Origin of the sequence: Arthrobacter sp. MYb213, from assembly GCF_002979915.1 — a bacterium.
Lineage (GTDB): Bacteria > Actinomycetota > Actinomycetes > Actinomycetales > Micrococcaceae > Glutamicibacter.
In genome coordinates this window covers 868941-893067 of sequence record NZ_PCQA01000001.1, presented here as the reverse complement: position 1 = coordinate 893067, position 24127 = coordinate 868941, and the positions used below count along the sequence as shown (strand labels likewise).

20 protein-coding genes are annotated in these 24127 nt (G+C 54.1%); 6 read left to right on the top strand and 14 right to left on the bottom strand.

Annotated features, from left to right (window positions below; all coding sequences use genetic code 11):
- Positions 1 to 71 precede the first annotated feature (71 nt).
- Entirely contained in the window at positions 72 to 437 is a 366-nt protein-coding gene (locus CQ011_RS04135) for an META domain-containing protein (RefSeq protein WP_286161083.1), read from the top strand.
- 80 nt (positions 438 to 517) lie between these two features.
- On the opposite strand, the gene CQ011_RS04130 is transcribed toward CQ011_RS04135, so the two are convergent.
- From CQ011_RS04130 to CQ011_RS04105, 5 genes are all read right to left on the bottom strand, one after another.
- On the bottom strand, positions 518 to 1615 hold the full coding sequence (locus tag CQ011_RS04130) for a fatty acid desaturase family protein (RefSeq protein ID WP_105674858.1): 1098 nt from the start codon (positions 1613 to 1615) through the stop codon (positions 518 to 520).
- Between the two features lie 175 nt (positions 1616 to 1790).
- Complete coding sequence (locus CQ011_RS04125; RefSeq protein ID WP_105674856.1) at positions 1791 to 3431, bottom strand: ABC-F family ATP-binding cassette domain-containing protein; 1641 nt, start codon at positions 3429 to 3431, stop codon at positions 1791 to 1793.
- 713 nt (positions 3432 to 4144) lie between these two features.
- Positions 4145 to 5653 (bottom strand): carboxyl transferase domain-containing protein, encoded by a 1509-nt coding sequence (locus tag CQ011_RS04115; RefSeq protein ID WP_105674852.1) that lies wholly within the window; start codon positions 5651 to 5653, stop codon positions 4145 to 4147.
- A gap of 2 nt (positions 5654 to 5655) precedes the next feature.
- On the bottom strand, positions 5656 to 6849 hold the full coding sequence (locus CQ011_RS04110; RefSeq protein ID WP_105674850.1) for a CaiB/BaiF CoA transferase family protein: 1194 nt from the start codon (positions 6847 to 6849) through the stop codon (positions 5656 to 5658).
- Positions 6850 to 6922: 73 nt separating this feature from the next.
- Positions 6923 to 8284, bottom strand: coding sequence for an SLC13 family permease (locus CQ011_RS04105; protein WP_105674848.1), 1362 nt, complete (start codon positions 8282 to 8284; stop codon positions 6923 to 6925).
- A 153-nt stretch (positions 8285 to 8437) separates the two neighbouring features.
- Here CQ011_RS04105 and CQ011_RS04100 point away from each other — a divergent pair, with 153 nt between their 5' ends.
- A complete protein-coding gene (locus tag CQ011_RS04100) occupies positions 8438 to 9151 on the top strand; it encodes a FadR/GntR family transcriptional regulator (RefSeq protein WP_286161082.1) in 714 nt (237 codons plus the stop codon).
- Between the two features lie 214 nt (positions 9152 to 9365).
- Here CQ011_RS04100 and CQ011_RS04095 read toward each other — a convergent pair whose 3' ends face one another.
- The 5 genes from CQ011_RS04095 to CQ011_RS04075 form a co-directional block, all read right to left on the bottom strand.
- A complete protein-coding gene (locus CQ011_RS04095) occupies positions 9366 to 9950 on the bottom strand; it encodes a GNAT family N-acetyltransferase (protein ID WP_105674846.1) in 585 nt (194 codons plus the stop codon).
- 189 nt (positions 9951 to 10139) lie between these two features.
- A complete protein-coding gene (gene hpaD / locus CQ011_RS04090) occupies positions 10140 to 11237 on the bottom strand; it encodes a 3,4-dihydroxyphenylacetate 2,3-dioxygenase (RefSeq protein ID WP_105675059.1) in 1098 nt (365 codons plus the stop codon).
- Positions 11238 to 11283: 46 nt separating this feature from the next.
- Positions 11284 to 12771 (bottom strand): 5-carboxymethyl-2-hydroxymuconate semialdehyde dehydrogenase, encoded by a 1488-nt coding sequence (gene hpaE / locus CQ011_RS04085; RefSeq protein WP_105674843.1) that lies wholly within the window; start codon positions 12769 to 12771, stop codon positions 11284 to 11286.
- Positions 12772 to 12835: 64 nt separating this feature from the next.
- Positions 12836 to 13495, bottom strand: coding sequence for a GntR family transcriptional regulator (locus CQ011_RS04080; RefSeq protein WP_105674841.1), 660 nt, complete (start codon positions 13493 to 13495; stop codon positions 12836 to 12838).
- Entirely contained in the window at positions 13495 to 14997 is a 1503-nt protein-coding gene (locus tag CQ011_RS04075; RefSeq protein WP_105674839.1) for a fumarylacetoacetate hydrolase family protein, read from the bottom strand. The genes CQ011_RS04080 and CQ011_RS04075 overlap by 1 nt, the downstream gene beginning before the upstream one ends.
- Positions 14998 to 15484: 487 nt before the next feature.
- Here CQ011_RS04075 and CQ011_RS04070 point away from each other — a divergent pair, with 487 nt between their 5' ends.
- The 4 genes from CQ011_RS04070 to CQ011_RS04055 all read left to right on the top strand — a co-directional run bounded on the left by CQ011_RS04070 (position 15485) and on the right by CQ011_RS04055 (position 18991).
- Positions 15485 to 15685 (top strand): helix-turn-helix domain-containing protein, encoded by a 201-nt coding sequence (locus CQ011_RS04070; protein WP_105674837.1) that lies wholly within the window; start codon positions 15485 to 15487, stop codon positions 15683 to 15685.
- A 745-nt stretch (positions 15686 to 16430) separates the two neighbouring features.
- Positions 16431 to 17552 carry a ferrochelatase gene (locus CQ011_RS04065; RefSeq protein WP_353616156.1) on the top strand — a complete coding sequence of 374 codons (1122 nt, stop codon included), beginning with the start codon at positions 16431 to 16433 and terminating at the stop codon, positions 17550 to 17552.
- 231 nt (positions 17553 to 17783) lie between these two features.
- Complete coding sequence (locus CQ011_RS04060; protein ID WP_146112558.1) at positions 17784 to 18263, top strand: DUF2238 domain-containing protein; 480 nt, start codon at positions 17784 to 17786, stop codon at positions 18261 to 18263.
- Between the two features lie 2 nt (positions 18264 to 18265).
- A complete protein-coding gene (locus CQ011_RS04055) occupies positions 18266 to 18991 on the top strand; it encodes a glycosyltransferase family 2 protein (protein WP_105674832.1) in 726 nt (241 codons plus the stop codon).
- A 1741-nt stretch (positions 18992 to 20732) separates the two neighbouring features.
- Here CQ011_RS04055 and CQ011_RS04050 read toward each other — a convergent pair.
- From CQ011_RS04050 to CQ011_RS04035, 4 genes are all read right to left on the bottom strand, one after another.
- On the bottom strand, positions 20733 to 21236 hold the full coding sequence (locus CQ011_RS04050; RefSeq protein ID WP_105674830.1) for a DUF3253 domain-containing protein: 504 nt from the start codon (positions 21234 to 21236) through the stop codon (positions 20733 to 20735).
- A 433-nt stretch (positions 21237 to 21669) separates the two neighbouring features.
- On the bottom strand, positions 21670 to 22242 hold the full coding sequence (locus tag CQ011_RS04045; RefSeq protein WP_105674828.1) for a DUF3618 domain-containing protein: 573 nt from the start codon (positions 22240 to 22242) through the stop codon (positions 21670 to 21672).
- Entirely contained in the window at positions 22239 to 22667 is a 429-nt protein-coding gene (locus tag CQ011_RS04040) for a phage holin family protein (RefSeq protein ID WP_105674826.1), read from the bottom strand. Before CQ011_RS04040 ends, CQ011_RS04045 begins: the two co-directional genes overlap by 4 nt.
- A gap of 9 nt (positions 22668 to 22676) precedes the next feature.
- Positions 22677 to 23528: a hypothetical protein gene (locus CQ011_RS04035; protein WP_105674824.1), complete on the bottom strand. Its 852-nt coding sequence runs from the start codon at positions 23526 to 23528 to the stop codon at positions 22677 to 22679.
- Between the last annotated feature and the right edge of the window lie 599 nt (positions 23529 to 24127).

Below are 24127 nucleotides of genomic sequence, written 5' to 3'. Positions count from 1 at the left end.
CGCACCGGGTAGTACCGGCGAATCTGAGTTAATGCGTTGGAAGAATCTTCGGATCCCTCTACGCTGGAGATATGAAGCGCCTTACCGTGGTCCTCACCATCCCACTACTTATGTTTGCCTTGGCCTCCTGCGCCTCGTCTTCCGGTGACGCGTCAGCGCCCGAGGGCGTGTGGGGAGAGCAAGCCGGCGGCAAACCCTGGATTGAACTTTCAGCAGATGGGAAAGTGTCGGGCAACGATGGATGTAACCGTATTGCGGGGCGGTGGGCTGACAAAGACGGAGAGATCCACTTTGACCAGTTGAGTAGCACCAAGATGTACTGTCTTGGAATCGACCCGTGGCTCTCCTCAGCAGATACTGCCCAAATTAGTGGTGACAGCATGCTGGTATTGGATGCAGAAAATGCGGAGCTTGGCACACTCAAACGCGTTCGGTAATCGGCCGTAGAACAACCAAAAAGACTTCGGCGATGAACCATATGGTTCATCGCCGAAGTCTTTTGTTTTAGTCTGTGGAACTAGATGGTGCGGTATCCGCTGATCATCGGGCAATCGAATGGATCGCGAGCCGAAAGACCGACCTTGTTCAGGTAGGTGATGACCTGTGAGTAGGATTCACGCACACTGGCAATGGTGTATGGGATCTGGTGTTCGTCGCAGTACTGGCGAACGATGGTGGACACTGCGGCCAAATTGGCACGTGGCATCGAAGGGAACAGGTGGTGCTCCACCTGGTAGTTCAGACCGCCGTATACGTGGGACAAGATGCGATTTCCCCAGTTGGACTTGGCCATGACGTTACGTCCGGTCAGTACCTGTCGGGAGAAGAAATCGATCCGGGCATTCTCCGGAACCATAGGCATACCCTTGTGGTTCGGTGCGAATGAAGCACCCATGTAAACGCCGAAGACTGCCAGCTGCACACCAAGGAAGGCGAAAGCCATACCTAATGGCAAGAAGTAGAAGATGATGGCCAAGTAAATTGCGATACGCAACGCAATGCCAACCATTTCACGCTTACGGTTCTTCACGCGGGTTGCTTTGAAGAGGTACTTGATCGAGTGCATATGAAGGTTCAAGCCTTCAAGCGTAAGCAGCGGGAAGAACAGGTAGCCCTGACGGTGGGTGATCCACTTCAGGAAACCGCGCTGACGTTTAGCATCTTCGGTCTGGAACGAGATGGTATCCCACTCGATATCCGGATCTTTGCCGACGGTGTTTGGTGTCGCGTGGTGCTTATTGTGCTTGTTCATCCACCATTGGTAGCTGATGCCGACAACAATATTTGCCAAGAACTGACCAAGCTTGTCGTTGCGCTTGTGTGAGGCAAGGATTTGGCGGTGGGCCGCCTCGTGAGCCAAGAACGCGAACTGTGTCAGCAAGAGACCCAATGCGCCAGCCATGAGTAGCTGGAACCAGCTGTCACCGAGAAGTATGAATCCTGCGATGGTGCCGGCCAGAAGGACCGTCAATACGATGGCTATGCCAAGGTAGTGTCCTCGACGGCGCTGGATTAGTCCTGCATCGCCGACCAATTTTTTGACGTGGAAAAAGCTTTTAGGATCTCCCGGTTTGACCGACGGGCCTGCGGGGTCCAGCACGGAGCTACTGCTCAAGAAAACATCCTCGGGTGATAGGCGTCGACTTTACAGTCGAAAGAACTGAAAAACTCGGCTCCCATACCTACAGCTTACTTTGAATAACTGTGAAGTAACTGTCCGGTAGGGACAAAAACTTGTAATAGTGAGTAAAAGAAGATAGTCAACTTTTTCCTCCCAAGCCAAGTGCTATTTAGTGCCGTACCGTCAACTGCCCATCTGCAAGTTCCCAGCGTGCGTCGAGTCGCACATTTTCAAGCATCCGTCGGTCGTGAGTTACTAGCAGTAACGCACCCTCATAGGATTCTAAAGCTTCTTCAAGCTGCTCAATTGCTGGGAGGTCCAAGTGGTTAGTTGGCTCATCAAGTACCAACAGGTTGACACCGCGTGCTTGCAAGAGAGCTAAACCTGCACGGGTACGTTCACCGGGGGAGAGCGCGGAGACCAGCGAGGCGCTTTGGTTGGCTTTCAAGCCAAATTTTGCGAGCAAGGTCCGGGCGTCCGCTGAAGTCATTTCCGGTAGTTCCAGCTCGAATGCTTCTCCTAGGGGAAGATCGGCCGGGAGGTAGCTGCGGGCCTGATCGATTTCACCAATCTTCACCGAGGCGCCCAGTGAGGCACTTCCCGAATCAGCGGTGATCTTGCCCAGCAACAGGTTGAGCAATGTCGATTTTCCGGCGCCGTTGGGACCGGTGATGCCGATGCGCTCTCCGGCGTTTAGCTGTATTGACAGTGGGCCGAAGCTAAAGTGTACGCGGTTCAGCGCCACCTCATTGAGCGTTGACACCACGGTGGAAGAACGTGGGGCCGCAGCGATTTCAAACTGCAACACCCATTCTTTACGCGGTTCAACGACCTCGTCCAGACGCTTAATCCGCGACTCCATTTGGCGGACCTTTTGCGCCTGTTTTTCTGAGGACTCATTGAATGCTTTGCGGCGCAGCTTGTCATTATCTGGACTCTTCTTCATGGCATTACGAACGCCCTGGGAAGACCATTCACGCTGGGTGCGGGCCCGGGAGACTAGATCCGCTTTTTTGTCCGAGTATTCGTCATAGGCTTCACGCGCATGACGACGGTTGATGTCCCGTTCCTCAAGGTAGGAATCATAGCCGCCTTCGTAAACTGCGACTTGGTTCTGCGCTAGATCCAGCTCCACAATCCCGGTAGTACAGCGAGCCAAGAATTCACGGTCGTGAGATACCAGAACCACGCCGGCGCGCAATGAATTGATAAAGGTTTCGAGTCTTTCTAGTCCGGCCAAATCCAGGTCATTAGTTGGCTCATCAAGCAGGACGATATCAAATCGGCTCAGCAATAGTGCGGCCAAAGCGATGCGCGCTACCTGGCCGCCGGAGAGTGCAGTCATCAATGAATCGGTGGGAAGCTCAAAGCCAAGTTCCGCAAGTACTTCCGGAGCGCGGTCATCCAAGTCCATGGCGCCCGAGGCCATCCAGTGGTCAAAGGCCAACGCGTAAGCGTCATCTGCGCCCGGAGCTCCAGAGCCCAGAGCCTCGGCGGTCGCTTCCATGGCCGCCGTGGCCTGCGCGCAACCGGTGCGGCGAGCTAGATACTCGGCGATAGTTTCGCCTTCAAGGCGGTCGTGTTCCTGGGGCATCCAACCGATGAATGCACCATCAGGTGCGGTGGAAACGGTGCCACCCATAGGTTCATCAACGCCGGCGAGGAGACGAAGCAACGTGGTTTTTCCGGCGCCGTTGGCCCCTACGATTCCATATACATCCCTTGGAGAGAGGGTGAAGCTCAGTTTGGAGAAGAGAGTTCGATCGGCATGGCCCCCGGAAAGGTCCTTGGCCACCAGCGTTGCAGTCATAGTCTCAATTCTAGGGGGTTTAGGCCGGTAGAACTTCGCCTTCTCTGCCAGCTCGGGTGTGATGTTTGGTGGGGGACTTGCTGGTGTCTGCGTATTGGCTGTAGCGCTTTGGGTGCTGGGATCTAACGAACTACGAGCGAAACAAAGAACGGAAGACGGAAGGAATGGAGTTCAACTTGTGCAATTACCGAATTCCTTTGGATCTTTGCAGCGGCTAGTTCGCAATCTTGGACGTGGGCATCTTTATCTGCACTATCGAACGTTCTTCCGGTGGTGTCCGTCAGTTCGGCAATCGACGACATTTTGGGAGTCATTTCGCTACACTGCGAGTCATTGCCAACCCCGTTTGCGAGAGTTGCGGACGTAGACGCCACAGGACAGTTCCAGTGTTATCTACTCTGGTGTGATTAGTACTCTGACCTTCCGAATAGTCCGCCTAGGAGACAACCGTTCAATCCAACCTAATATGTCATCCGGGATCTACGCGGACAATCTGGTGGGTTCTAATTTGCGCCGGAACTGAGGCGGGAAGAAGTCTCGTTGGGTATTGCTAGGAAAGCCGGACAACTGGGCGGTTGGATTCCAAGCAGATGCCATTCTTGGCAATGGCTTAGCCGTGGCCCATGGTTGTGTGCGCAGCTCGTTGCCCACACAGTATCTGTGCGGGCAACGAGTTCAGATTCAGCGATTTCTGAGTCTACGGTGGAAGACAGCTAGGCGTCGACATTCCCTAGGTTCTGGAACTTACGCCTCCTGCGGTCAAGCCGGTCAGATTCTGTAATGACCCGCGCTAGCGAGATTTCCGCGGCGATGGCGGCGCTGAGTCGTTGGCCGAAAGCCCTAGGGTGTGCAGCTGCTTCCTCGAACTCTTGAACCACGTGGTCAATCAATCCGAACTGGCACAGTGAATCCACTCCGATGCGTTGGCTTCGTGCCATCTGTGGGGCAAATTCCACGCTGCGGTGCATGATGGCGCTGGCCCCTTCCGGTGGGAGCGGAGAAAGCCACGAATGCTGCGCTGCAATGGTTCGGTCCGCCGGGAGTAGTGCCAGTGCAGCCCCGCCAGTTCCTTGGCCCAGCAATACGGACACCGAGGGGGAGCGTAGCCCGATCAAGTCACTTAGTGACCGGGCGATTTCTCCGGCGAGTCCGCCTTCTTCAGCCTCTACCGAAAGTTCGGCTCCGGTGGTATCGATGATGGTCACCAAGGGCAGTCCCAATTCTTCGGCCAATTGCATGCCTCGACGGGCCTCACGTAAGGATGCCGGACCCATGCTCACCGTGTCAGGGTGTCGTGGACGTTGCTGGCCAAGAACTACTGCGGATTGATCTCCGAAGCGGGCTAACGCGAGGATCAGTCCCGGATCGTTTTCACCCTGCCCTGTCCCATTGAGTGGAAGCACGTCATCGGCGCTAGCTAAAATCATCCGGGTATCCGGGCGCCGGGGATGTCGGCTGATCTCTACCGACTCCCAAACGTCCGTATCGGGATGCACGGCAGGCAACCCGGTAGGCGCCGGGAAGCTGCTCGACTGTTCAGTGGGCTGCAAGATACCTAAGGCTCGCACTACTAAGTCAGCTAATTCTTGAGGGGTAACTACAGCGTCAATGAGACCCTTGCGGAACAGGTTTTCCGAGACTTGCACCCCATCCGGGAACTTCTGCCCGTACAGCGCCTCATAAACTCGCGGGCCTAGGAAGCCGAGCAGGGCTCCGGGTTCGGCCACTGTGATGTGGCCCAGCGATCCCCAAGAGGCCATGACTCCGCCGGTGGTGGGGTGACGCAAGTACACCAGATAAGGCAGACCGGCTTCCTTGTGCCTCCGCACCGCGTCGGTGATTGCGATCATGCCCAGAAAAGCGAGGGTGCCCTCTTGCATGCGGGTACCGCCAGAAGCGGGGCCAGCGAGCAAGGGTAATCCTTGTGCGGTCGCTTTGGTGATTGCAGCGACGATTCGCTTCACCGCGGCCTGCCCGATAGAACCGGCAAGGAAACTGAATTCCGAAACAATGATCGCCACGGGGCGCCCTTGGATGAGGCCTTTGCCGGTGAGTACCGATTCATCAGCGCCACTCTTCATCCGGGCGGCTTCCAGATCCGTTGCGTAGCTTTCGCTCAGTGGTGGCTGTTGAGGTGTGGTGTCCCAAGATTCAAAGGAGCCTTGATCCAGCACGGTGTCGAGCAGTTCGGCGGCACCGATGCGGGCGGTTTTGGTGCTCATGACTAATTCTCCTTGACGCTGTGCAGCCACTGTTCGATAGCCTCAGCATCCGCGTTGAGTACCGGTGGCGCACTGTGCTGGGTTTTGGTCAGTTCCTGCTCGGTGACAGGATCGAAGAAACGTAGGGGTGGGCCAGGCAAATCGATCTTGCCTAAGACCTCATGTTCTACCTCTACTACCAATCCTTGAGATTTGACCTGATCCCATTGGTAGACCTCTTCGATAGTGCGAACTTTGCCAGAGGGAATGCCAGCTTCGTCTAGTAGTTTCAATAGCTCTTGGGCACCATAGCTGCTGAATGCCTCTTCAATTAGGCCATTGAGCTGTACACGGTATTCGACCCGCGAAGCATTTGAAGCGAACCGAGGATCTTCTGCTGGAAGACCGAAGGTGCCGGCGAATTTAGCCCAGAGCTTTTCGCTGCCAATGCTGATTTGCACCTTGCCATCACCGCACCCGTAGAGCCCATAGGGGGAAATGGAAGGGTGGTGGTTTCCGATTGCTTGTGGGTTCTGCCCGGCTACGGTGGCGCGAGTTCCCTGGAAGGCGTGGACCCCAACGATTGAAGCCAATAATGAGGTGCGCACTACCTGTCCGCGTCCGGTTTTCTCGCGTTCTAGTAATGCTGCAAGCGCACCATAGGCCCCGTACATTCCGGAGAGCAGATCGGCAATCGGAACGCCCACCTTCTGCGGATCATCCGGTCCGGAACCAGTGATGGACATTAGCCCTGCTTCGCCCTGCAGGATCTGGTCATAACCGCTGCGGTGGGCTTCAGGACCGTCGTGGCCAAAACCGGTGATGGACATGATTACCAAGCGGGGGTTGAGCTCATGCAGTCGTTGCATGCTGAAGCCGAGACGGTCCAATACTCCGGTACGGAAATTCTCCATCAACACGTCCGAGCTTTTGACCAACTCCACCAATTTTTCCTTGTGTGCAGAATCTTTGAGGTTCAGCGACAGGGATTCCTTGTTTCGATTGCAGGAAAGAAAGTAGGTGGCCTGCGGTTTATCGTCTGGGCCAACGAAGGGAGGACCCCAACCACGGGTGTCATCTCCGACTTCCATGGCTTCCACCTTGATGACCTTGGCACCTAAATCACCCATCATCATCGCCGCATGTGGTCCGGCTAGCGCGCGGGTCAGATCCAGAACAACGTATCCATTTAATGGTCCGGCGGTGTCTGCCTGCATCTTGCTGGCGACAGCTGTAATAGAACTCAACGTTCCTCCTAGGAAATCTCAGATTTAATGATTATGTGGTGGGTTATAGCCAGCCGGGCAGGACCAGAGTGGCCCAGGCCAATAGCGGGCCAACCAGCACCACGATGCCTCCGTAGCCAAGTACCTGCTTGTAGAAGCGGTCCTTGTCGGTGCCTTCGGGAGCATTGGCCAAGACCAGCGCGCCATTGGTGGAGAACGGAGATACGTCTACCACGGTGGAGGCAATTGCCAGTGCACAGATCAGACCGACAGCGCTGATTGAACCTGAGTTCAAGAACGGGATGGCCAGTGGGATGAGCGCTGCAAGGATAGCGGTCGATGAGGCGAAGGCGGAGACGAGTGCACCGATGTAGCAAATCAGCAGAGCAGCCAGAAGCGGTGCGCCCAAGGTGGCTACCGCATTGGAAGCGTATTCGATGGTGCCAGCTTCTTCCAGCACTCCGACGAAGGTCAGCATGCCGCAAATGAGAAGTACGGTGGACCAGCTAATCTTGTTGACCGCACCTTTTTGGCCGGCGGGGTTCACTAGTGCCAGGAACACTGCGATGGTGATGGATACAAATCCAACGTCAACCTTGAAGCCCAACGCGATAACTGCGAGAGCGATTAGGCCAACGATGGTCATGATCTGGCCGAAGCGCTGGCCTGGAACCTTCGGTGCTGCTCCGTCACCGGCAGGATCACGTGGTCCGTAAGTTCCTGAACCGCTGCCCTTGAAATCGACATCGGAGGAGCGTGCGCCTACCGATACCGAGAGACGTGCTTCAGCAACGCGTTCGGCGATTGCGCCGGCGCGCTGTCCAGCCAGCTTTTTGCCGCCCAGTACAAGGTACAACACGACTGCGATAACTAGGTTGAAGACAAAGCTGGTGAGGAATAGTGCGGTGGGGCTGAATGGGAATCCAGCATCATCGATGAGGCCGTTGACGATGACGCCGTAGACGGCGATGGGGGAGAAGCCACCGGCTTGGGCGCCGTGGACTACCAGCATGCCCATCATCAGAGGATTGATCTTGTACTTCTGTGCGAAGGTCAAAGCGATAGGCGCGATGATTGCTACCGCTGCCGGGCCTAGCGCGCCGATGGAAGTGATGGCGGCGGTAATGACGAACATAACCCAGGGGATCAGAGAAATTCGGTTGTCGACAAGCTTGACCGCTTTCTCGACCAAGATATCGATCGTCCCGTTATTTTGAGCGATGGCGAATAGATAAGTCACCCCGACCAAGGTCAGGAACAGCCCGCCGGGGAAATTCGCGAGAATATCTTTGGCGTCCATGCCTAGGAATATGGTGCCAAGTAGGAAGGCACCTACGAATGCCAGAGCACCCATGTTGATTGGGAACATCGTGGCAATTATGAACATCACCGCCAGAACGATGATGGAGACAAGCGCTACAGACATGGGGAGTCCTTTTCTTGAAGGCCGTGTGATTGAATTTGGCCTGTGATTCAAATCACTGGCCTACTGGCCTAGCCTCCTAGACTCTGAGTGTCTTGTCAAGCGAATTTTCGGTGTAGGTTTGATCCAAGACACATTTTTTATGAAGGAGTAATCGTGGCTGAGGTGAAAAAGCCCCGGCAGTTTGCAAAGGTGCAACGTCCGCGGTTATACGAGCAGTTAATGACACAAATCCTCGCTTACGTAGAGGAAGAAAAACTGGGCCCCGGGGATCACTTGCCTGCCGAACGCGAACTGGCAGAACAGCTTGGCGTCTCTCGCGCTACCCTCGCCCAGGCCCTGGTTGCACTTGAAGTGCTAGGCGTAATTGATGTTCAACACGGCACAGGCGCGGTTTTGCGCTACCGACCATCGGTTGCCACAGTGTTGCGAGAATTACGGGAACATGAATCGCGATTGCCCGAAATAGTCGAGGCACGTAGCACTCTGGAAGTGAAACTTGCAGGTCTTGCCGCTGAGCGACGTACCGAAGAAGATTTGAAAAAAATTGATCATGCGCTGTTGGTGATGACTGAAGAAATCCAAGAGGGCGGCCGCGGCGCGCATGGAGATGAGCTCTTCCACGAAGCGGTGACGGCAGCAGCCAAATCGGCCGTTTTGCAGAAATTGATGACGTTCATTGCCGAAATGGTGCTAGAAACGCGTATCGAGTCCTTGGGACAGCCGGGACGCCCGGAGCGGTCCTTGGAATCTCACAAGAAGATTGCTGATGCCATCCGTCGTGGCGACTCTGCGGGAGCTGCAAATGCGATGGGTGAGCATATCGAGTTGGTTTCGGATGTCGCGTTGCTGAAAGAGGACCTGGACTAGAAGGTCATCCCAAGGTCTTTCAAAAAATTCTATGGTGTCCCTTCAAGAATTGCCGGATTCCACTCCATCTAATCGTCCCTGCTCGTCTTGCCAGGCTCGACATGGTTCGTTGTATCGAAATCCGAGCGGACGGTCGAAAACCATCAGGACCTGTATGGCTGTTCCCTAAAAGCCATTCCATTAGCTACCGACTAAAGAAGAACGTGACCTGCGCTTATTCGTTGATGCGTTGAAACAGGAGATGATCCTGCCAAGTGCCAGCAATCTTCAGGTATTTGGGAGCGAGGCCATATAGCGTGAATCCGTTCTTCTCCAATACGCGTTGCGAGGATTTATTATGGATGAGCGTTTCGGCCTGCAGGCGATGAAGGCCAAGGGAAGTAGAAATTTTTATGGCTTCAGCAACAGCTGCGGAAGCAAAACCTAATCCGTTGACGCGTTCACTCACCCAATATCCGATGGCTGCTGATTGAAAAGCTCCGCGAACTATGCCGTTGATATTTAGCCGGCCAACGATAGTCCCCTTCGCATCCGTGATAACCAACGGCACCATGCTTCCGTCCGAATAGGTGTCCAAGGAGGCTCGGGCGATGTCGTGCTGTTTGGTCACGGTGAAAAAGTCGTCGTCTCGTTCCGGGTCCCATGGGCTAAGAAACGACCTATTGCGACAAAGTAGGTCGGTAAGTTCCACAACATCTTCCGTCCGAAGAATGCGAGTAATGTCGGTTTGAATTTCCAATGCACGGATCCTTAGATGAAAAAATGAATGGTCAAGAACGTACTGACATTGATTCAGCATCAACCCGAAATAATCCTACGGCCCAAAGTTCAGAACGTTTAGACACTGAATACCTTTCACCGTGGCAACCATGAAGGTAAGGACCTGATTCTGCTTACAACAAAGCCCGGTGTGGTTCACAGGAAATCAGGGAAGAAATCTGTGAATCACACCGGGCTACGTGCTGGTGGCTAGAAGCCGGTAGGTGGTTTAGACCTGGTTTCCGAGCTTGAAGCCCTTGGAAGGCTCGCCACGGTAGGTGCCGTTGTCGTCCTTCTCGCGGGTGTAGGAGAAGCCATCGGCGCCGACGGTGACATCCATTTCGGAGCTGTCGGTGCGGGTGATAACTTCCTGCACGTTGCCGTCTAGGTCCAAGACTTTCGAAGCTTCGGTGTACCACGATGGAACAACTGGGTTGCCCCACCAGTCACGACGCTGGTTATCGTGCACGTCCCAGGTGATGACCGGGTTGTCCGGGTCGCCGGTGTAGTAATCCTGGGTGTAGATCTCGATGCGGTGATCATCTGGATCCAGGATGTACAGGTAGAACGCGTTGGATACACCGTGACGGCCTGGGCCGCGCTCGATACGGTCCGAGATGCGCAGTGCGCCCATCTTGTCGCAGATCTGGATGATGTTGTGCTTCTCGTGGGTGGAGAAAGCTACGTGGTGCAGGCGTGGGCCGTCGCCACCGGTCAGTGCGGTGTCGTGCACGGTGCCCTTGCGCTGCATCCATGCTGCGTAGGTGGTGCCTTCTTCGTCCTGGATGTCCTCGGTGACGGTGAAGCCCAAGTTTTCCAGGTACTTACGTCCGCGTGGAACGTCCGGGGTGACCTGGTTGAAGTGGTCCAGACGAACCAGTTCGCCAGCCGAGTACAGGTCATAGCGCATGTGCAGACGTTCCACGTGCTCGGTTTCAAAGAAGAACTCGTATGGGAAGCCCAATGGATCTTCTACGCGAACCGAATCGCCGATACCGCGCACAAAGCCTTCCTTGCGGCGCTCGGTGCGGCAGCCCAATTCCTTGTAGTACGCCTCAGCAGCGTCTACCTCGTCGGTGGAGCGAACACGGAAAGCCATAGCCTTCAGTGCAGCAACCGGGCCAAGGGTCAGCACCAGGTTGTGGTGGATGAACTCTTCGAAAGAACGCAGGTAGATCTGCTTGTCATCCTCGTAGGAGACGTGCAGGCCCAAAACGTCGACGTAGAACTTACGCGATGCGGCCAGGTCGGTGACGACCAGTTCCGCGTAGGCGCAGCGCAGAATATCCGGCGCTGGAACCGATGGGGTGGGGATTGGGTTGTTGATTTCTTTAGCCATGATGTTTGCTCCTTTGCAAAAGCGAGAAGGTGGGTTAGACGCCGAACTTAGGGGAGTGGGACTCGTTCAGGGTGATCTGAATCGACTGCTGAGTGGTGTAGAAGTCCACCGAACGGTAGCCTCCCTCACGGCCCAGACCCGAAGCCTTCACGCCACCGAATGGGGTGCGCAGGTCACGGACGTTGTTTGAGTTCAGCCAGACCATGCCCGAATCGATTGCGTGAGCGAAGTTGTGCGCACGCTTCAGGTTGGTGGTCCACACGTAAGCGGCTAGGCCGTACTTGGTGTTGTTGGCTAGTTCCAGTGCCTCTTCATCGGTGTCGAACGGGGTGATCGCTACGACTGGGCCGAAGATTTCGTCTTGGAAGATCTGTGCTTCTGGAGCAACATCGGCGAAGACGGTCGGAGCAACGTAGTTGCCCGTCTCGAAGCCTTCTGCGCGGCCGCCACCGGCGAGCAAACGGCCTTCCTTCTTGCCGATTTCGATGTAGCTCATGACCTTGTCGAAGTGGTTCGGGTGGACCAGCGAGCCGACCTCGGTCTTTGGATCGCTTGGCAAACCAACGCGGATGTTCTTTGCACGTTCTGCGAACTTGGCAACAAAGTCATCGTAGATCTCTCGCTGTACCAGTACGCGGGAGCCTGCGGTGCAACGCTCGCCGTTCAGCGAGAACACACCGAACACGGTGGCATCCAGGGCTGCGTCTAGGTCAGCGTCTGCGAAGACGATGGCTGGGGACTTGCCACCCAGTTCCAGGGACAAGCCCTTGAACTGTGGGGCTGCTGCGGTGGAGATGGTAGCGCCGGTGGAGCTGTCGCCAGTGAAGGACACCAGTGGCACATCCGGGTGCTTGACCAGGTAATCGCCGGCTACGCCGCCGGACCCGAAGATCAAGTTGAAGACGCCTTCTGGCAGGCCAGCTTCGCGGAAGATCTCTGGCCACAGTACTGCCGACAGTGGGGTGTAGCTGGCAGGCTTTAGTACTACCGAGTTGCCGGTAGCGATGGCAGGAGCCAGCTTCCATGATTCCTGCATGAACGGAACGTTCCATGGGGTGATCAGTGCTGCCACGCCAATTGGCTTGCGGTTCACGTAGTTCATCTGGCGACCTGGAACGCGGAAGGTGTTATCCACCTGGGCGACGATCAGGTCAGCGAAGAAACGGAAGTTCTCAGCTGCACGGCGAGCCTGGCCCTTGGCCTGGGTGATTGGCAGACCGGAGTCCCAGGACTCCAGCAATGCCAGCTCTTCGTCACGGGACTCAACAATGTCAGCAATTTTGTGCAGCACGCGGGAACGCTCACGTGGCAACATCTTGGACCATGGGCCTTCCTTGAAGGCCTTATTGGCGGCGATAACTGCCAGATCCACATCTTCGGGCTGGGCCGAAGCTACGGTGGCGTAGTTTTCGTTCTTGACAGGCTCCTGTACATCAAAGGTTTTACCCGAGATGGAATCGACGAACTTTCCATCGATGTAGTGCTGCAGGTGTGTTGGGAGATTTTCCGGAACGTTGCTCATGGATGTTTTCCTTTCGCGTGGCTTTCAACAATGAAAGTCTTGAACTGATGAAAATTTATGGGAACTAGATAACGCTGGGATCCATATTGGCCTGAGCCAGGTAGGCATTAAGCGTGTTGGTGCGGTGAGCTCGGGCCGCCTCTTCGATTTCCCGAGGAGAAGCGTGGACCCGGATGAGTTCCAGCAAATGCTGGTGCTCTTCCACTGACTGCCTGGCGCGGTGCGGGATGTGGGTGAAAGAGCTGGCTCGCATAGCTGCGAGTCGGCGCCATCCACGCTGAACCAGATCCAAGATGTGCGGGTTAGGGCACTGGCTGTAGAGCTGCTGGTGGAATTCGTTGTTCAACTCGGTGAAGGCCACCGGGTCAAACGCTTCCAAGCACTGACGCATTTGATCATTGAGATCCTGCGCTTTGGCCAACCAAGCCTCGTCCATGGCGGACGCGGCCAACGCGGTGGCCGCTGGTTCGATGACCGCGAGGGTCTGCATGGTGTGCAGGTAGAGAGTTGAATCTACCTGCGCCACGGTGGCACCTACGTTGCGGGTGAAGTGCACCAGACCTTCGGCCTCCAAGCGTCGGATCGCCTCGCGAACCGGGACTACGGAGCAGCCCAGTTCATCGGCGATGGTTCCCAGAACGAGTCGATATCCGGGGGAGTACGCCCCGTTGACGATTCGTTCGGAGACCAGCGCGTAGGCGACCTCTGACTTGGAGGTGGTCATTACAGCTCCCAGGTGGCCAGATCCGGGGATCCGGCGTCCTTCCAGGCGTTGTACTTAGTCTTCCACTCGGCATTCATTGGGAACAAGCCCTCGATGCCGTGGCCACGCTGAACCATGGCGAAGATGAATTCGTCATTGGACTCGGTGACCATGGCTTCCGCGGCGACCTCGGCGACCATTGCCGGTGGGATCACTACGATGCCATCAGAGTCTGCAACGATGACGTCCCCCGGCTGGACGGAGACGCCGCCGCAAGCCACGGTGATGTCCTTGTCCCATGCCACGTGCTTGCGACCCAAGACTGCTGGGTGGGCACCGTTGTAGAAGACTGGGATTTCCAGGCCGGAGACCGCGTCAAGGTCACGTACTCCACCGTCGGAGATGATGCCGGCGGCACCAAGCTGCTGGCTACGCAGTGCCAAGATGTCACCCAAGGTTGCCGAGCCGGTTTCCCCGCGGGCTTCCATGACCAGGATTTCGCCATCCTTCAAGGAATCAATTGACTGCTTCTGCATGTTGTATCCGGCGCCGTGAGCCTTGAACAGGTCTTCGCGGTTTGGGATGTAGCGCAGTGTGCGGGCGGTACCGATGACACGCTTCATGCCCTTGGTAGCACCTGGTACTTCAATGTTGACGTTGTTCAGTCCGCGCTTGCGCAAGGTAGCTGACAAGGTTGCGGTAGCTACGGTAGCAAGCTGTTCGCGGACTTCATCGGTGAGTACCGACTTGCCGGTGACCAGTGCTGGCATACCTGCGGTTTCGCGGTCGCCGTAAGCGTCTTCCTTATCCTTGTCGGTGACCTTTGGCTGGTTGCCGAAGTCCGCGAAAGTGGAAGTGCCTTCCATTGCGGTGGTCTTCAATCGTCCGGTGGTAGCGCCGGTGAGGAGGTCGGTGACCTCAACCTCGACGACGTCGCCTGGGAAGAATACGGAGGAGCCTGCTGGGGTACCGGTGAGGATCACGTCGCCTGGCTGCAAGGTCATCTGCTGCGAAAGATCTGCAACGATCTGCGCGAAGGTGAAGAGCAGTTCCGAGGTATCTGCATCCTGGGCGATTCGGCCGTTGACCCAGGTCTGAACGCGTAGCTTGGCAGGATCCAGATCCGCTGCCGCGAGAGCGGTTGGACCCATCGGGGTGTAACCGTCGCCGGACTTCGAGCGGATATTTGATCCCTTATCCGCGTACCTGATGTCATGGACACCCAAGTCGTTGGAGGCGGTGACCGAACCGACGTAGCTCCAGGCTTCTTCAACGGAAACGCGGCGGGCGGCCTTGCCGATGATCAGTGCGATTTCGCCTTCGAAGGCGAGCAATTCGGTACCCGCTGGGCGTTCCACGGTGGAGCCGGTGGTTGCCAGTGAGCTAGAAGCCTTCATGAAGTAGCTCGGGAATTTAGGAGTGCGTCCACGCTGTGCTGCTCGCGAGGAGTAGCTGAGGTGAACTGCAAGAACCTTGCCAGCCTGAGCGAAAGTTTCTTCGCTAACCGGAATCGGATTACTCATCTTTGATTTTCCCACTTTCGTCGTACATCAAATCGTATACGATCTAGTGTGCTCTCAATCTCAATCACTGTCAAGTCATTGAAGTGGATTGCTTCTCAGGATTCATGTTGGGGCTTTCGGTAAGCGCAAATATCCCGCCATTCCGGGGAACTTACCCCTGACTCTTCCCCTGCCGGACAAGATAAACAACCATTATTCTGAATCCGAATTGGTGGGAGAAATAGCTCCCTGTCGGAGGCTGAAGTTGCGAGATCGTATATACGATTCGACGGTTTTGGTGAGGGGCACTACGGGTCTACACCGGGCATTGGTCGCGCGGGGTAGTGGGTTTCAGCCGCTTGGGGATTATTGACGGAGCCCTGCCTTAGCGCTGAATTATTCCATTTTTCGTATAGCTGACTCCGTATCCGAAAAATGTAATAGGTTGGATAGAATCCGATAAACAAGGGGATCTCGGGAGGTTGCAGTGCACGGAGCAATAACGTCCATGACTGATATCGGTCGGGTGGTGGCCGCGCGCCGCCGGCAGTTGGGATACACCCAAACCCAAATGGCAATTGAACTCGGGCTGACGCAACGCTATGTTTCCGAACTTGAAAACGGCAAAACGAGCAGCCTAAATACTCGCACATTAGATGTGCTCGACCAGCTCGGAATTGAACTTGGTTTTAAAGTGCGCGATGACTAAGTTTCCAATCGACCTCCACGGTTTTTACCTAGATGGAAGGAATGAAACCTCTGCCCTGGTCGCGCTTGCTATCACGGGTCTGTTTGTGGACTTGAATATTCCGGAATTGGGTCTATGGGGAGATCTGTCCCAGCGAACGAGCGGTAATTGGAGGCAGAGGAGTTGTTGAAGACTCGCTCAACCGAAATATACTCCTCCACATGGGATTGGTCGAAGGTGGAGTATCCTCATCGGTCGTTTAGTTGTTAATTATTTGCCGACTGGACCACGGTCGAGCCAACCTAACTGACGGCGCCATCTAGACGCACATCCTCAAGTCGGTTCTCATCGGCAAGGAATTTACTGCGCGCGGGGTGGCATGTTGCCCATGCGCTGCACCTGGCATTTCCGACTCGGTAGTTCGAGTAGTTCGAGTGGCTCTAGCGGTTCCGACATATCCTTCGAAGGGCTACGTAGAGAAAACTGTCGACTCAAACGAAGTACCTGAGCGCAGAGTCCCTTTTAGTCCTCTTGAAGTTTCCTGTGAAATGACAGTCGACGTTGGTTTTGTTCACTGAGTGTATTGTTAGCTTGGTAAGATACTTTGATGAGCTTGATAAATTTCTGCGGAAAACAGTCGGACACGAAGGATTCAGACTTTCGGAGCGTCTGTCCACATTGATTGCATACTGCAACATGACCTCGAAATTTATGAAGGTAATACCAAATTCAGACGACGAATCAGTGAGTGAAGCCGATGGAAAATATGGATCTACAGCCTTTTGACGCCGTTGTACTGATGTCGTTTGGAGGCCCGGAAAAGCCGGAAGACGTTCTTCCGTTCCTGCAAAACGTCACTCGTGGACGCGGAATCCCCGATGAACGTCTGAAGGAAGTCGGGGAGCATTATTACCTTTTTGGCGGCAAATCACCCATAAACGAACAGAATCAAGCCCTGCTAGAGGCGCTGAAGAGCGAATTCGGCTCTCGCGGAATTCTCACGCCGATATTATGGGGAAATCGAAATTGGAACCCATATCTTACCGACGTTATTCGGGAGCATGCTACTAGCACTGGTGCGCGGAATTTCTTAGCCATTGATACTTCGGCATACTCCTCCTACTCGTCATGCCGACAATATCGTGAAGACTTTGCTGAAACGGTGGACACCCTAGACAGCGAGGGGCTAAAGATCACCTTCGAAAAGATTCGGCAATACTACAACCACCCCGGATTCGCTGGTGCAGAGCTTAAATGCGTGCGCGACGGACTGTCACGTTTTAAGGAAATAGTCGGCGAGCTGGATCCGACCCGTCATAAGATCCTGTACGTTACCCACTCGATCCCTTCCACAATGCAAAGTACCTCAGAACGTTTTACGCAGGGTTACCAAGCGCAGCACGAGGAACTGATCAAGTGGATCGGACAGGAACTCGACGGTGGCGAAAAGCTTGATGCCGAACTGGTCTTCTGTTCCCGTTCGGGCTCTCCACATACTCCTTGGTTGGAACCAGACATCAATGATCGTATGCGTGAGCTTTCCGACGAAGGTATAGAGGGTGTACTCGTAGTCCCTATCGGGTTTGTCTCTGATCATATGGAAGTCAAATTCGATTTGGATACCGAGGCTGCCGAAACAGCCCAAGAGCTAGGTATGTCCTTTCTTCGCGCTGAAAGCGTGGGGACTTCTTCACTGTTTGTTAGTGGACTAGTTGATTTGGTAATTGAACGAGTAGCGCAGGTCAGAGGAGAACAGGTTGATCCGGCAGTCATCAATGCTGGGACGGCACTGAGTCCGGGTAGCGGAGCATGTTCGTTGACATGCTGCGAGGGAGCAAAGTGGAAAAATACGGTTCCAAATTGGAGCCGGTCTGTACCTCAAGAATGAGCCATCAGCGTGGCTACTTCCTTGTGTGCGGACGCCCGTCGAAAAATCTCTGCGATAAGTAATACCGCGCAGATTACAAGTGATCCTTATTCAGGAGGATCGCAACAATTTTCCACGGTGCAACAGCAGGGAAGGGGCGGTGTACCAAGCGTGGTCGTTTCTGCTTACGAAGCTACTTTCAGATTTCACGCGAGTGATCTTTTGAGATTTATCGCGCTATTTTTGGTGCCCTTGGCATGGATAGATGCAGGCCCCGCTGCCGCTGCCGCAATGGCCCTGGTTTTCGGTGGCACGTGGTTGCTTCGCTACTATGCAAGATCTCGTGTGCAAGACGTGACCGGCCAGCTAGCCTTCATCTCCGCTGGGATTTTTAGCTCAATTGGACTCTACCAAGCTGTCTGGTGGTTGGATCTCGTAGTGCATCTGATCCTCATGGCAGTAATCACCGCATTGATCTACGAAATCCTCATGCGGCGAAGAAGCCTCACCCAGGTGGCTAGCCGGGTCCAGCAGCGACATGTAGCCCGTGAGCTTCTCACGTACGGGTCTTTAGCCGCGGTGCTCTGGGAGTTGGGGGAATGGGGCGGTTATTTCTTAATTTCACCCGAGATTGGCGTGGGGATTTTAGACAGTTTCACTGATTTTATCGCCGGAATTTTAGGCATCCTCGGTACCGTATTTTGGATCAGTTCGAACAGAAAGTCTCAGTAACTATGCGCATCAGTATTGTGATTCCTGTGCTGAACGATGAGGAGTATTTGAAAGTTCTTCTGGATAATCTCGCACATCAGACCGTACCGGCAGACGAGATTATCGTGGTGGACAATGGGTGCACAGATGGCAGCGCCGAAATCGCGAGATCTGCCGGCGCTGTAGTCATTGTCGAGAAAAATATCGGCATTCCTGCAGCCGTAGCCAGGGGATATGACCATGCCACTGGCGAGATCATTGTGCGTTGCGATGCTGATTCTCGGCCACCGGGGGACTGGCTTGAGAAAATCGATAAGAAATTCGTGGAGGATCCGGCTACCAGTGCGCTGACCGGTCCCGGTTTCTTTTATGATTTACCCCTAGGAACTCGCTGGATAGGTTCAGCTCTTTACGCTCTGGGGTATTTCTTCTTGCTCGGTTCTGCTCTGGCCACGATTCCACTATGGGGATCCAACATGGCGTTTCGAAGCGCACTCTGGAATGGAGTAAGAGAACGAGTCAGCCGTACCGGAACCAAAATTCATGATGACCTGGATCTGAGCTGCGCCGCGCAGCAGAGCTTTGTCTTGAAATTCCTGCCGACACTTCGTGTGGGCGCGGCTGGACGCGTTTTCCTCCGGCCACGGGGCTTTCGAAGGTCCAGTCGTCTTGCCCTGAATACATTGGCGAGGCATGGAGGTATGAATGGGATATTCAATCGCTGGCAGTCTGTTTTAGGGTTGAAGTAATGCCAAAAAGTGGCGGAAGCTCAAAACCCAGGCCAGATTCGGTAGAGCCAAGAGTTTTCGCTCACCATCGGAATTCACGATTGCAGCACGTAGGTGCCTTTACTTTGTTGTTTAAACCTACCCAGCCGCCAGCTACGGTGTCGAACACTCCCAGCCCCTTAGGTACTGATCACACCTGATGGATGTCTAGTGTCCTGAGAACCGCTGGAAATTATCGGAACCCACTCCTTGAATTACAACGACGGCTTGAGAAGGATCAAAAAGTTGAAGGCATTCGGAACGTGTGAGTTGTGTGAATTTCACAAGCAAGCGTCGGGTTCATTCCTCCGCATTGCGGTTCAAAATGGCCAAATTATTTGAAAGTGAAGAGGTCTTGAGCTGAAGAAACTAGAAGCCTTTCTTTTCCGTAGCAAGAAGCGTTCCCGTTCGCACATACTAGGTCAAGCAAGATCCGTGGATGAAGGCAGGACGGCGCACCGCACATTGGGGGACTACGGTCTCTCGCTCAAGTCGTTGACAACGGCTTGTCTGGCTACATATCGTTCAGTAGTTTCGCCGGCCTGATGGATTGTATTTTGGGGGATCTGGAGCGTTCAGCTGACGACAAAGATAATGGGCGCAGAACATAGCTTCTATTGTCGTCAGGGTGGCTCGCAGGTTGAGTCTATGGTCTGCGCGTGATGCGAATTGGACCCTACATTGGCCGACTTTTCCGGTAATGGCTCACACAACGCGCTAAGGCGCAAAACAGTTCGCCTTTGAGCGTGTACAACCTGGGTTGCGGGTGCGATGTCAGAATCGGCATTAGCGATACAGTGCAGTGGCACATGCTGTTCTCCAAATGCACTAGTTGTGGAAAAACACCAATTTATTTCAATGTTGTCCAGATGCGCTAGACCCTTTGTCGGACGCCGAGTGTCCAATGGAAATGCCTATATGGCACGTGGTGTTCCATCCTCAGAGGCCGATTTTTGAGTGCCCTCGTTTTCGGTTCACGGTATTTCGCCGTGCACCACGATCTCAGTGTTTTCGTGCTCGAGGCTAAGATCGCATGCAGCTTGATAAGCGTCTTGCAGTGATTTGAAAGTGCCTTGGAACCAACCGTCGAGGCTTACGTCCCATGTTTGCCCATTAGTACTGATTTCAATGGGGTGCATTGGTTCCTCTCTGGATCTTTTACTATTCCCACGACCGACAATGTTGGCGCAAGAAATGAGTAAGCGCCCCGGGGTGTCCCGGGACGCTTAGCTCGACCTCGCGAAAAGGTTTTTTAGTTAGGTGCGCTTTGTGAGTTCGCTTTTTCATAATAATCTGAAGAATTGGAGCCCCGATAGTAAGGGTAGAGAATACTCAGGAAACTCGTAGAATGTCGTTCGAAAGTTGCGAGGATCCGGTTCTCTGTCAGGGTTCATCCTTATTGATCTTTATGGCTGATATAGACGGCCACAACGAGTGGCGTAGCTTCAGGAAAAATTCGTCGCCACGCAGTCAAATTTGGCAGGTATCCAATTTCTCGCGGCGTTCAATACATAAACTCGAAAAGGGACACAACCGTGACTCGCAAGTATCAATCGATAATCGAGAGAAATGATGTTCCATCATCAGTCACACGCCGACCCCGTCACATTACTTACAGATTGATCGATTCAGAGAATGAGATCTATGAAAGCGGTTTCGAATTGTTGAGTAACTGCCGGATTGGCGTGATTGACTGTGTAGGTTTTTAGATTTCGCCAGCCGCTCATATTTCTGGGTTTGTGCGGTTGATTCGAATTGGTCCGCGAACGTTGTCGGCTTCTACTGTTTTGCCTTTTTGGGTGGCCGTGACCTCACCCGCGGCGGCCATTTCTGCAGTAATCTGACGTACATTGTTCATATATTTGCGCCAAGCATCTTCCGGTCCACCTACTACGCGTGCCACATCGCTAGGACAGATTGAAGCACCGGCTCGTTTACTCAGTAAGGCGCGAATTGTCGCCCTAATACGTTCACTCAGTGCTGTCGGATCGGGATCTTCCCACCAGGGTTGGCCACGTTCTCCAAGGGCGACTTTTGCGTCGTTAACTCGTTTTCTGGCGCCAGGTTTTCCGTCCTTGACGGCCCGGCGGGCGGACATTAGTTCATCGACCAGTTCTTGGCGAAGCTTTGGAGGAATTGATGGATTACTAGCCCGCCATTTCCTCCCTTTGATGATGAGGTAACGTCCGTCGGTTGTGGTTTCAGTTGAGTTCTCCGGCGGTGCCATCTAGTTCCCCTTTATCAGATTCGTTCATCGGTGAAGATGCCGATTTTAGGTGTGCTCCATGCTACTTGGAAGCAATTGTCAGCACTATAATGTACGAGTATGGTCGTTCTGATTAACAGTTTCTCTGGCAACACCGACCAAATCCGGATGCTACCAATCGTCGTGGAGCAGCGGGCGCGGGCAGACTGGATTCTTGATTTAAGACATAACCAAGAAACGATCGAAATTCTGAAGTTGAGGATCTTTGTCCGCCGCAGGTGATTGGGACCACCAGCACTTATTTGCGCTGAAATCGTTGAACTGCGTCTAACGAGCGTCATTTACCATCGCAACAAGTGGCGAGCGGGACCAATAAAGATCGCGTTATTCCATAGGTCGGCCGTTGAACCCACTTGCGTTCACCGGCCGGCATTCTAAAGATGGCTAGCTATCTTTAGTTTTTATATTCGTCCGTGCTGCCTTTGGCCTCTTGCCGAAGACGCTCCGTCTCATCAGAAGCCTCGGATTTGACTCGTTCCATGGACTGCATTGACGAGTTTTTCAACTCTTCGGCTGCGGCAGTTACTGGTTCTTTCAGATCACTGGCAATTTTCTTGGCTGCCTCGCTGAGTTCGGCGGCCAGCGGTTCGGCCTTATCCTTAGCTTTTTGAACCAGTTCCTCCTCGGCTTGAGTCGCGGGAATCAGTGAGGACGCAAGTAGACCGGCACCGAAAGCCATCAATCCCGCGGCCAGCGGGTTTCCGCGAGTTCGATCAGCGACTTTATGCGGCGCATCATGCACTGCTTCCGACGTTTCGTGCGTCAAACGCTGGGTATGATCGCTTACGCTTTCGCCGCTTCCCATCACTGACTCCTTCACCTTGGTCACAGAGTTTTTGAACTTCTCGCTTTGTCGGTGGGCAATGCGAGTTGGACTTGCCCTATCCACAATGGCATCAACGTCATTGCGTAGTTCTTCTCGGGTCTGAGCAATCTCGGCCCTGAGTTCATCTGCGTCCTTGTTCATGAGTTTTCCTCTTTCGGAGTAAAAGCTGAAGGAATTTTCTTTACTGTGCCAGCCGTCTCAGGCAACCCTTTGATCTCTTTGATCTTTTTGCGTCCTAAGACGGACAGGATCCCAGCAATAAGTGCCCAGATAACAGCGATAATCAGTGCCGACCATCCGTAACCAAGCCACTGCGCTACTCCCACCCAGGCTGCTAAGGAGAGGAAAAGCAATACGAAGTGCGCTGCGATTCCGGCTCCAGCCAACATCCCTGCGCCTTGGCCACCCTTGCTCGCTGATTCTTTCAGTTCGGTTTTCGCAAGCTCAATCTCTTGCCGAACCAAAACCGAAACATTTTGCGTGAGATCGCTAAAGAGAGCGCCAAGCGTGTGTTGCTCTTCGTTACGCGAATCGTCTGATTCGAAATCTGAAGACGAATGAGTCATCAGTTCCTCCTATTTGTAGTCTTCGGAGCGTGGATCTTCACGGGGATAGGAGCGCAGTGGATCGACGTCGATTGTTTCGTCAGGGGCCTGCGACTGTGGCTCTGTTGGGACTGACTGTGGTGTTGTCGCTTGAGATAGGTTCCCGGCAGTTCCTGTAGGCGAGCCCGTAGCGGGGTTGGAACCCTGCGGGGTTTTCAAGCTGTTCGCTGAAGTGTTTTCACTGCCACGGTCACCTTGCTTCGAGGCGCTAGCATTGCGCGTGATTCGTCCTGCTAAGAGCCCTGCGCCTAGGGCAATACCTAGGAAGGCTCCCGGGCGTTTACGCGCGAACTGTTTGACCTCGTCGACTACGTCGCCAGGTTCTCGCTGATCGAGCCAATTCGCGATCTGTCCACTGTGATTGGAGGCCTGGTCAACGAGGGTGGCTGCAGTTCCGGAAGCTTGGGACTGATCCAGCATGGAGCGGAACTCATCACTAATGTCGCGTAGATTTGTTGCGACTTTCTGTTGCTGAAGCGATGCTTGTTCGCGCAGATCCGAGCTGAGCTCCTCAAATAGGTCCGCGGCTTGCTCTTTGGCCTGTCCACCGATGAGGGATGCTTCTTGCTTGGCGGTATCTAGGACCTCGGTAGCTGAGTGCTGACCTTCCTGTGCAAGATCCTTAGCCGTGTCAGTGACATTGTTTTGGTTCGACTGTGACGTCGAATCCTGCATGTCTAGATCATCGGAGATGTCCACATGTTCCGGGAGGAACTGATCATTGCGCAGGATGGGTGTGGCTGATGGGAGAGCTTCTTGCCCAGATGCCGGCTCCGGCAAATATGGTGATGGGCTGGAGCTTGAAAAATTGTCGTTGCTCATTTCGTGCCTTCCACTAGTGTCCAGAACTTGCCCTTACGTGAGCAAGACTAGAGACCTCTGATTATCCAGAAAGGTGTTATTCGAAATCGTAAGGATTCTCTCAGCTTCGAGATCTGGGCAACGTCGATCATTGATCTCAAAAGCCGAGGCAATGCGTAATGTACGAGCGAAATTGCAACACAAAAAAGGCCAGACGACACAGAGTTGTAGCTTGCTAAGGAGCGTTATCGCTCGATATGCAAAGCTAATCAAGTGAATTAAATGGGGTTTTGACTAAGGTTATTCCAGATCCTCAAACATATATTTCTAGAACGCATCAGTCGTCGGCGTTGCCTCTTATCTCCCCACTAACCTGCTCGAAGAACGTCAGTAAGAAAGAGCTGGGTCTATATCGTTTTTTCGTGTTTACCACGAGTTCGCTGGCGCTATAGAAAACGAAAAGGTCGACTGCCAAACGACAGAGGTTTAGATGGAAAATTGCAGGAGCCCTTTCACATTTCTGCGATAGGGCTCCTGCAAGCGGTCTGAACGTAACCACCGTCGAACACGAAGGTAACCTACGTTCCTGAACGTCCCCACGCTCGTCGGTCAACCGCGGA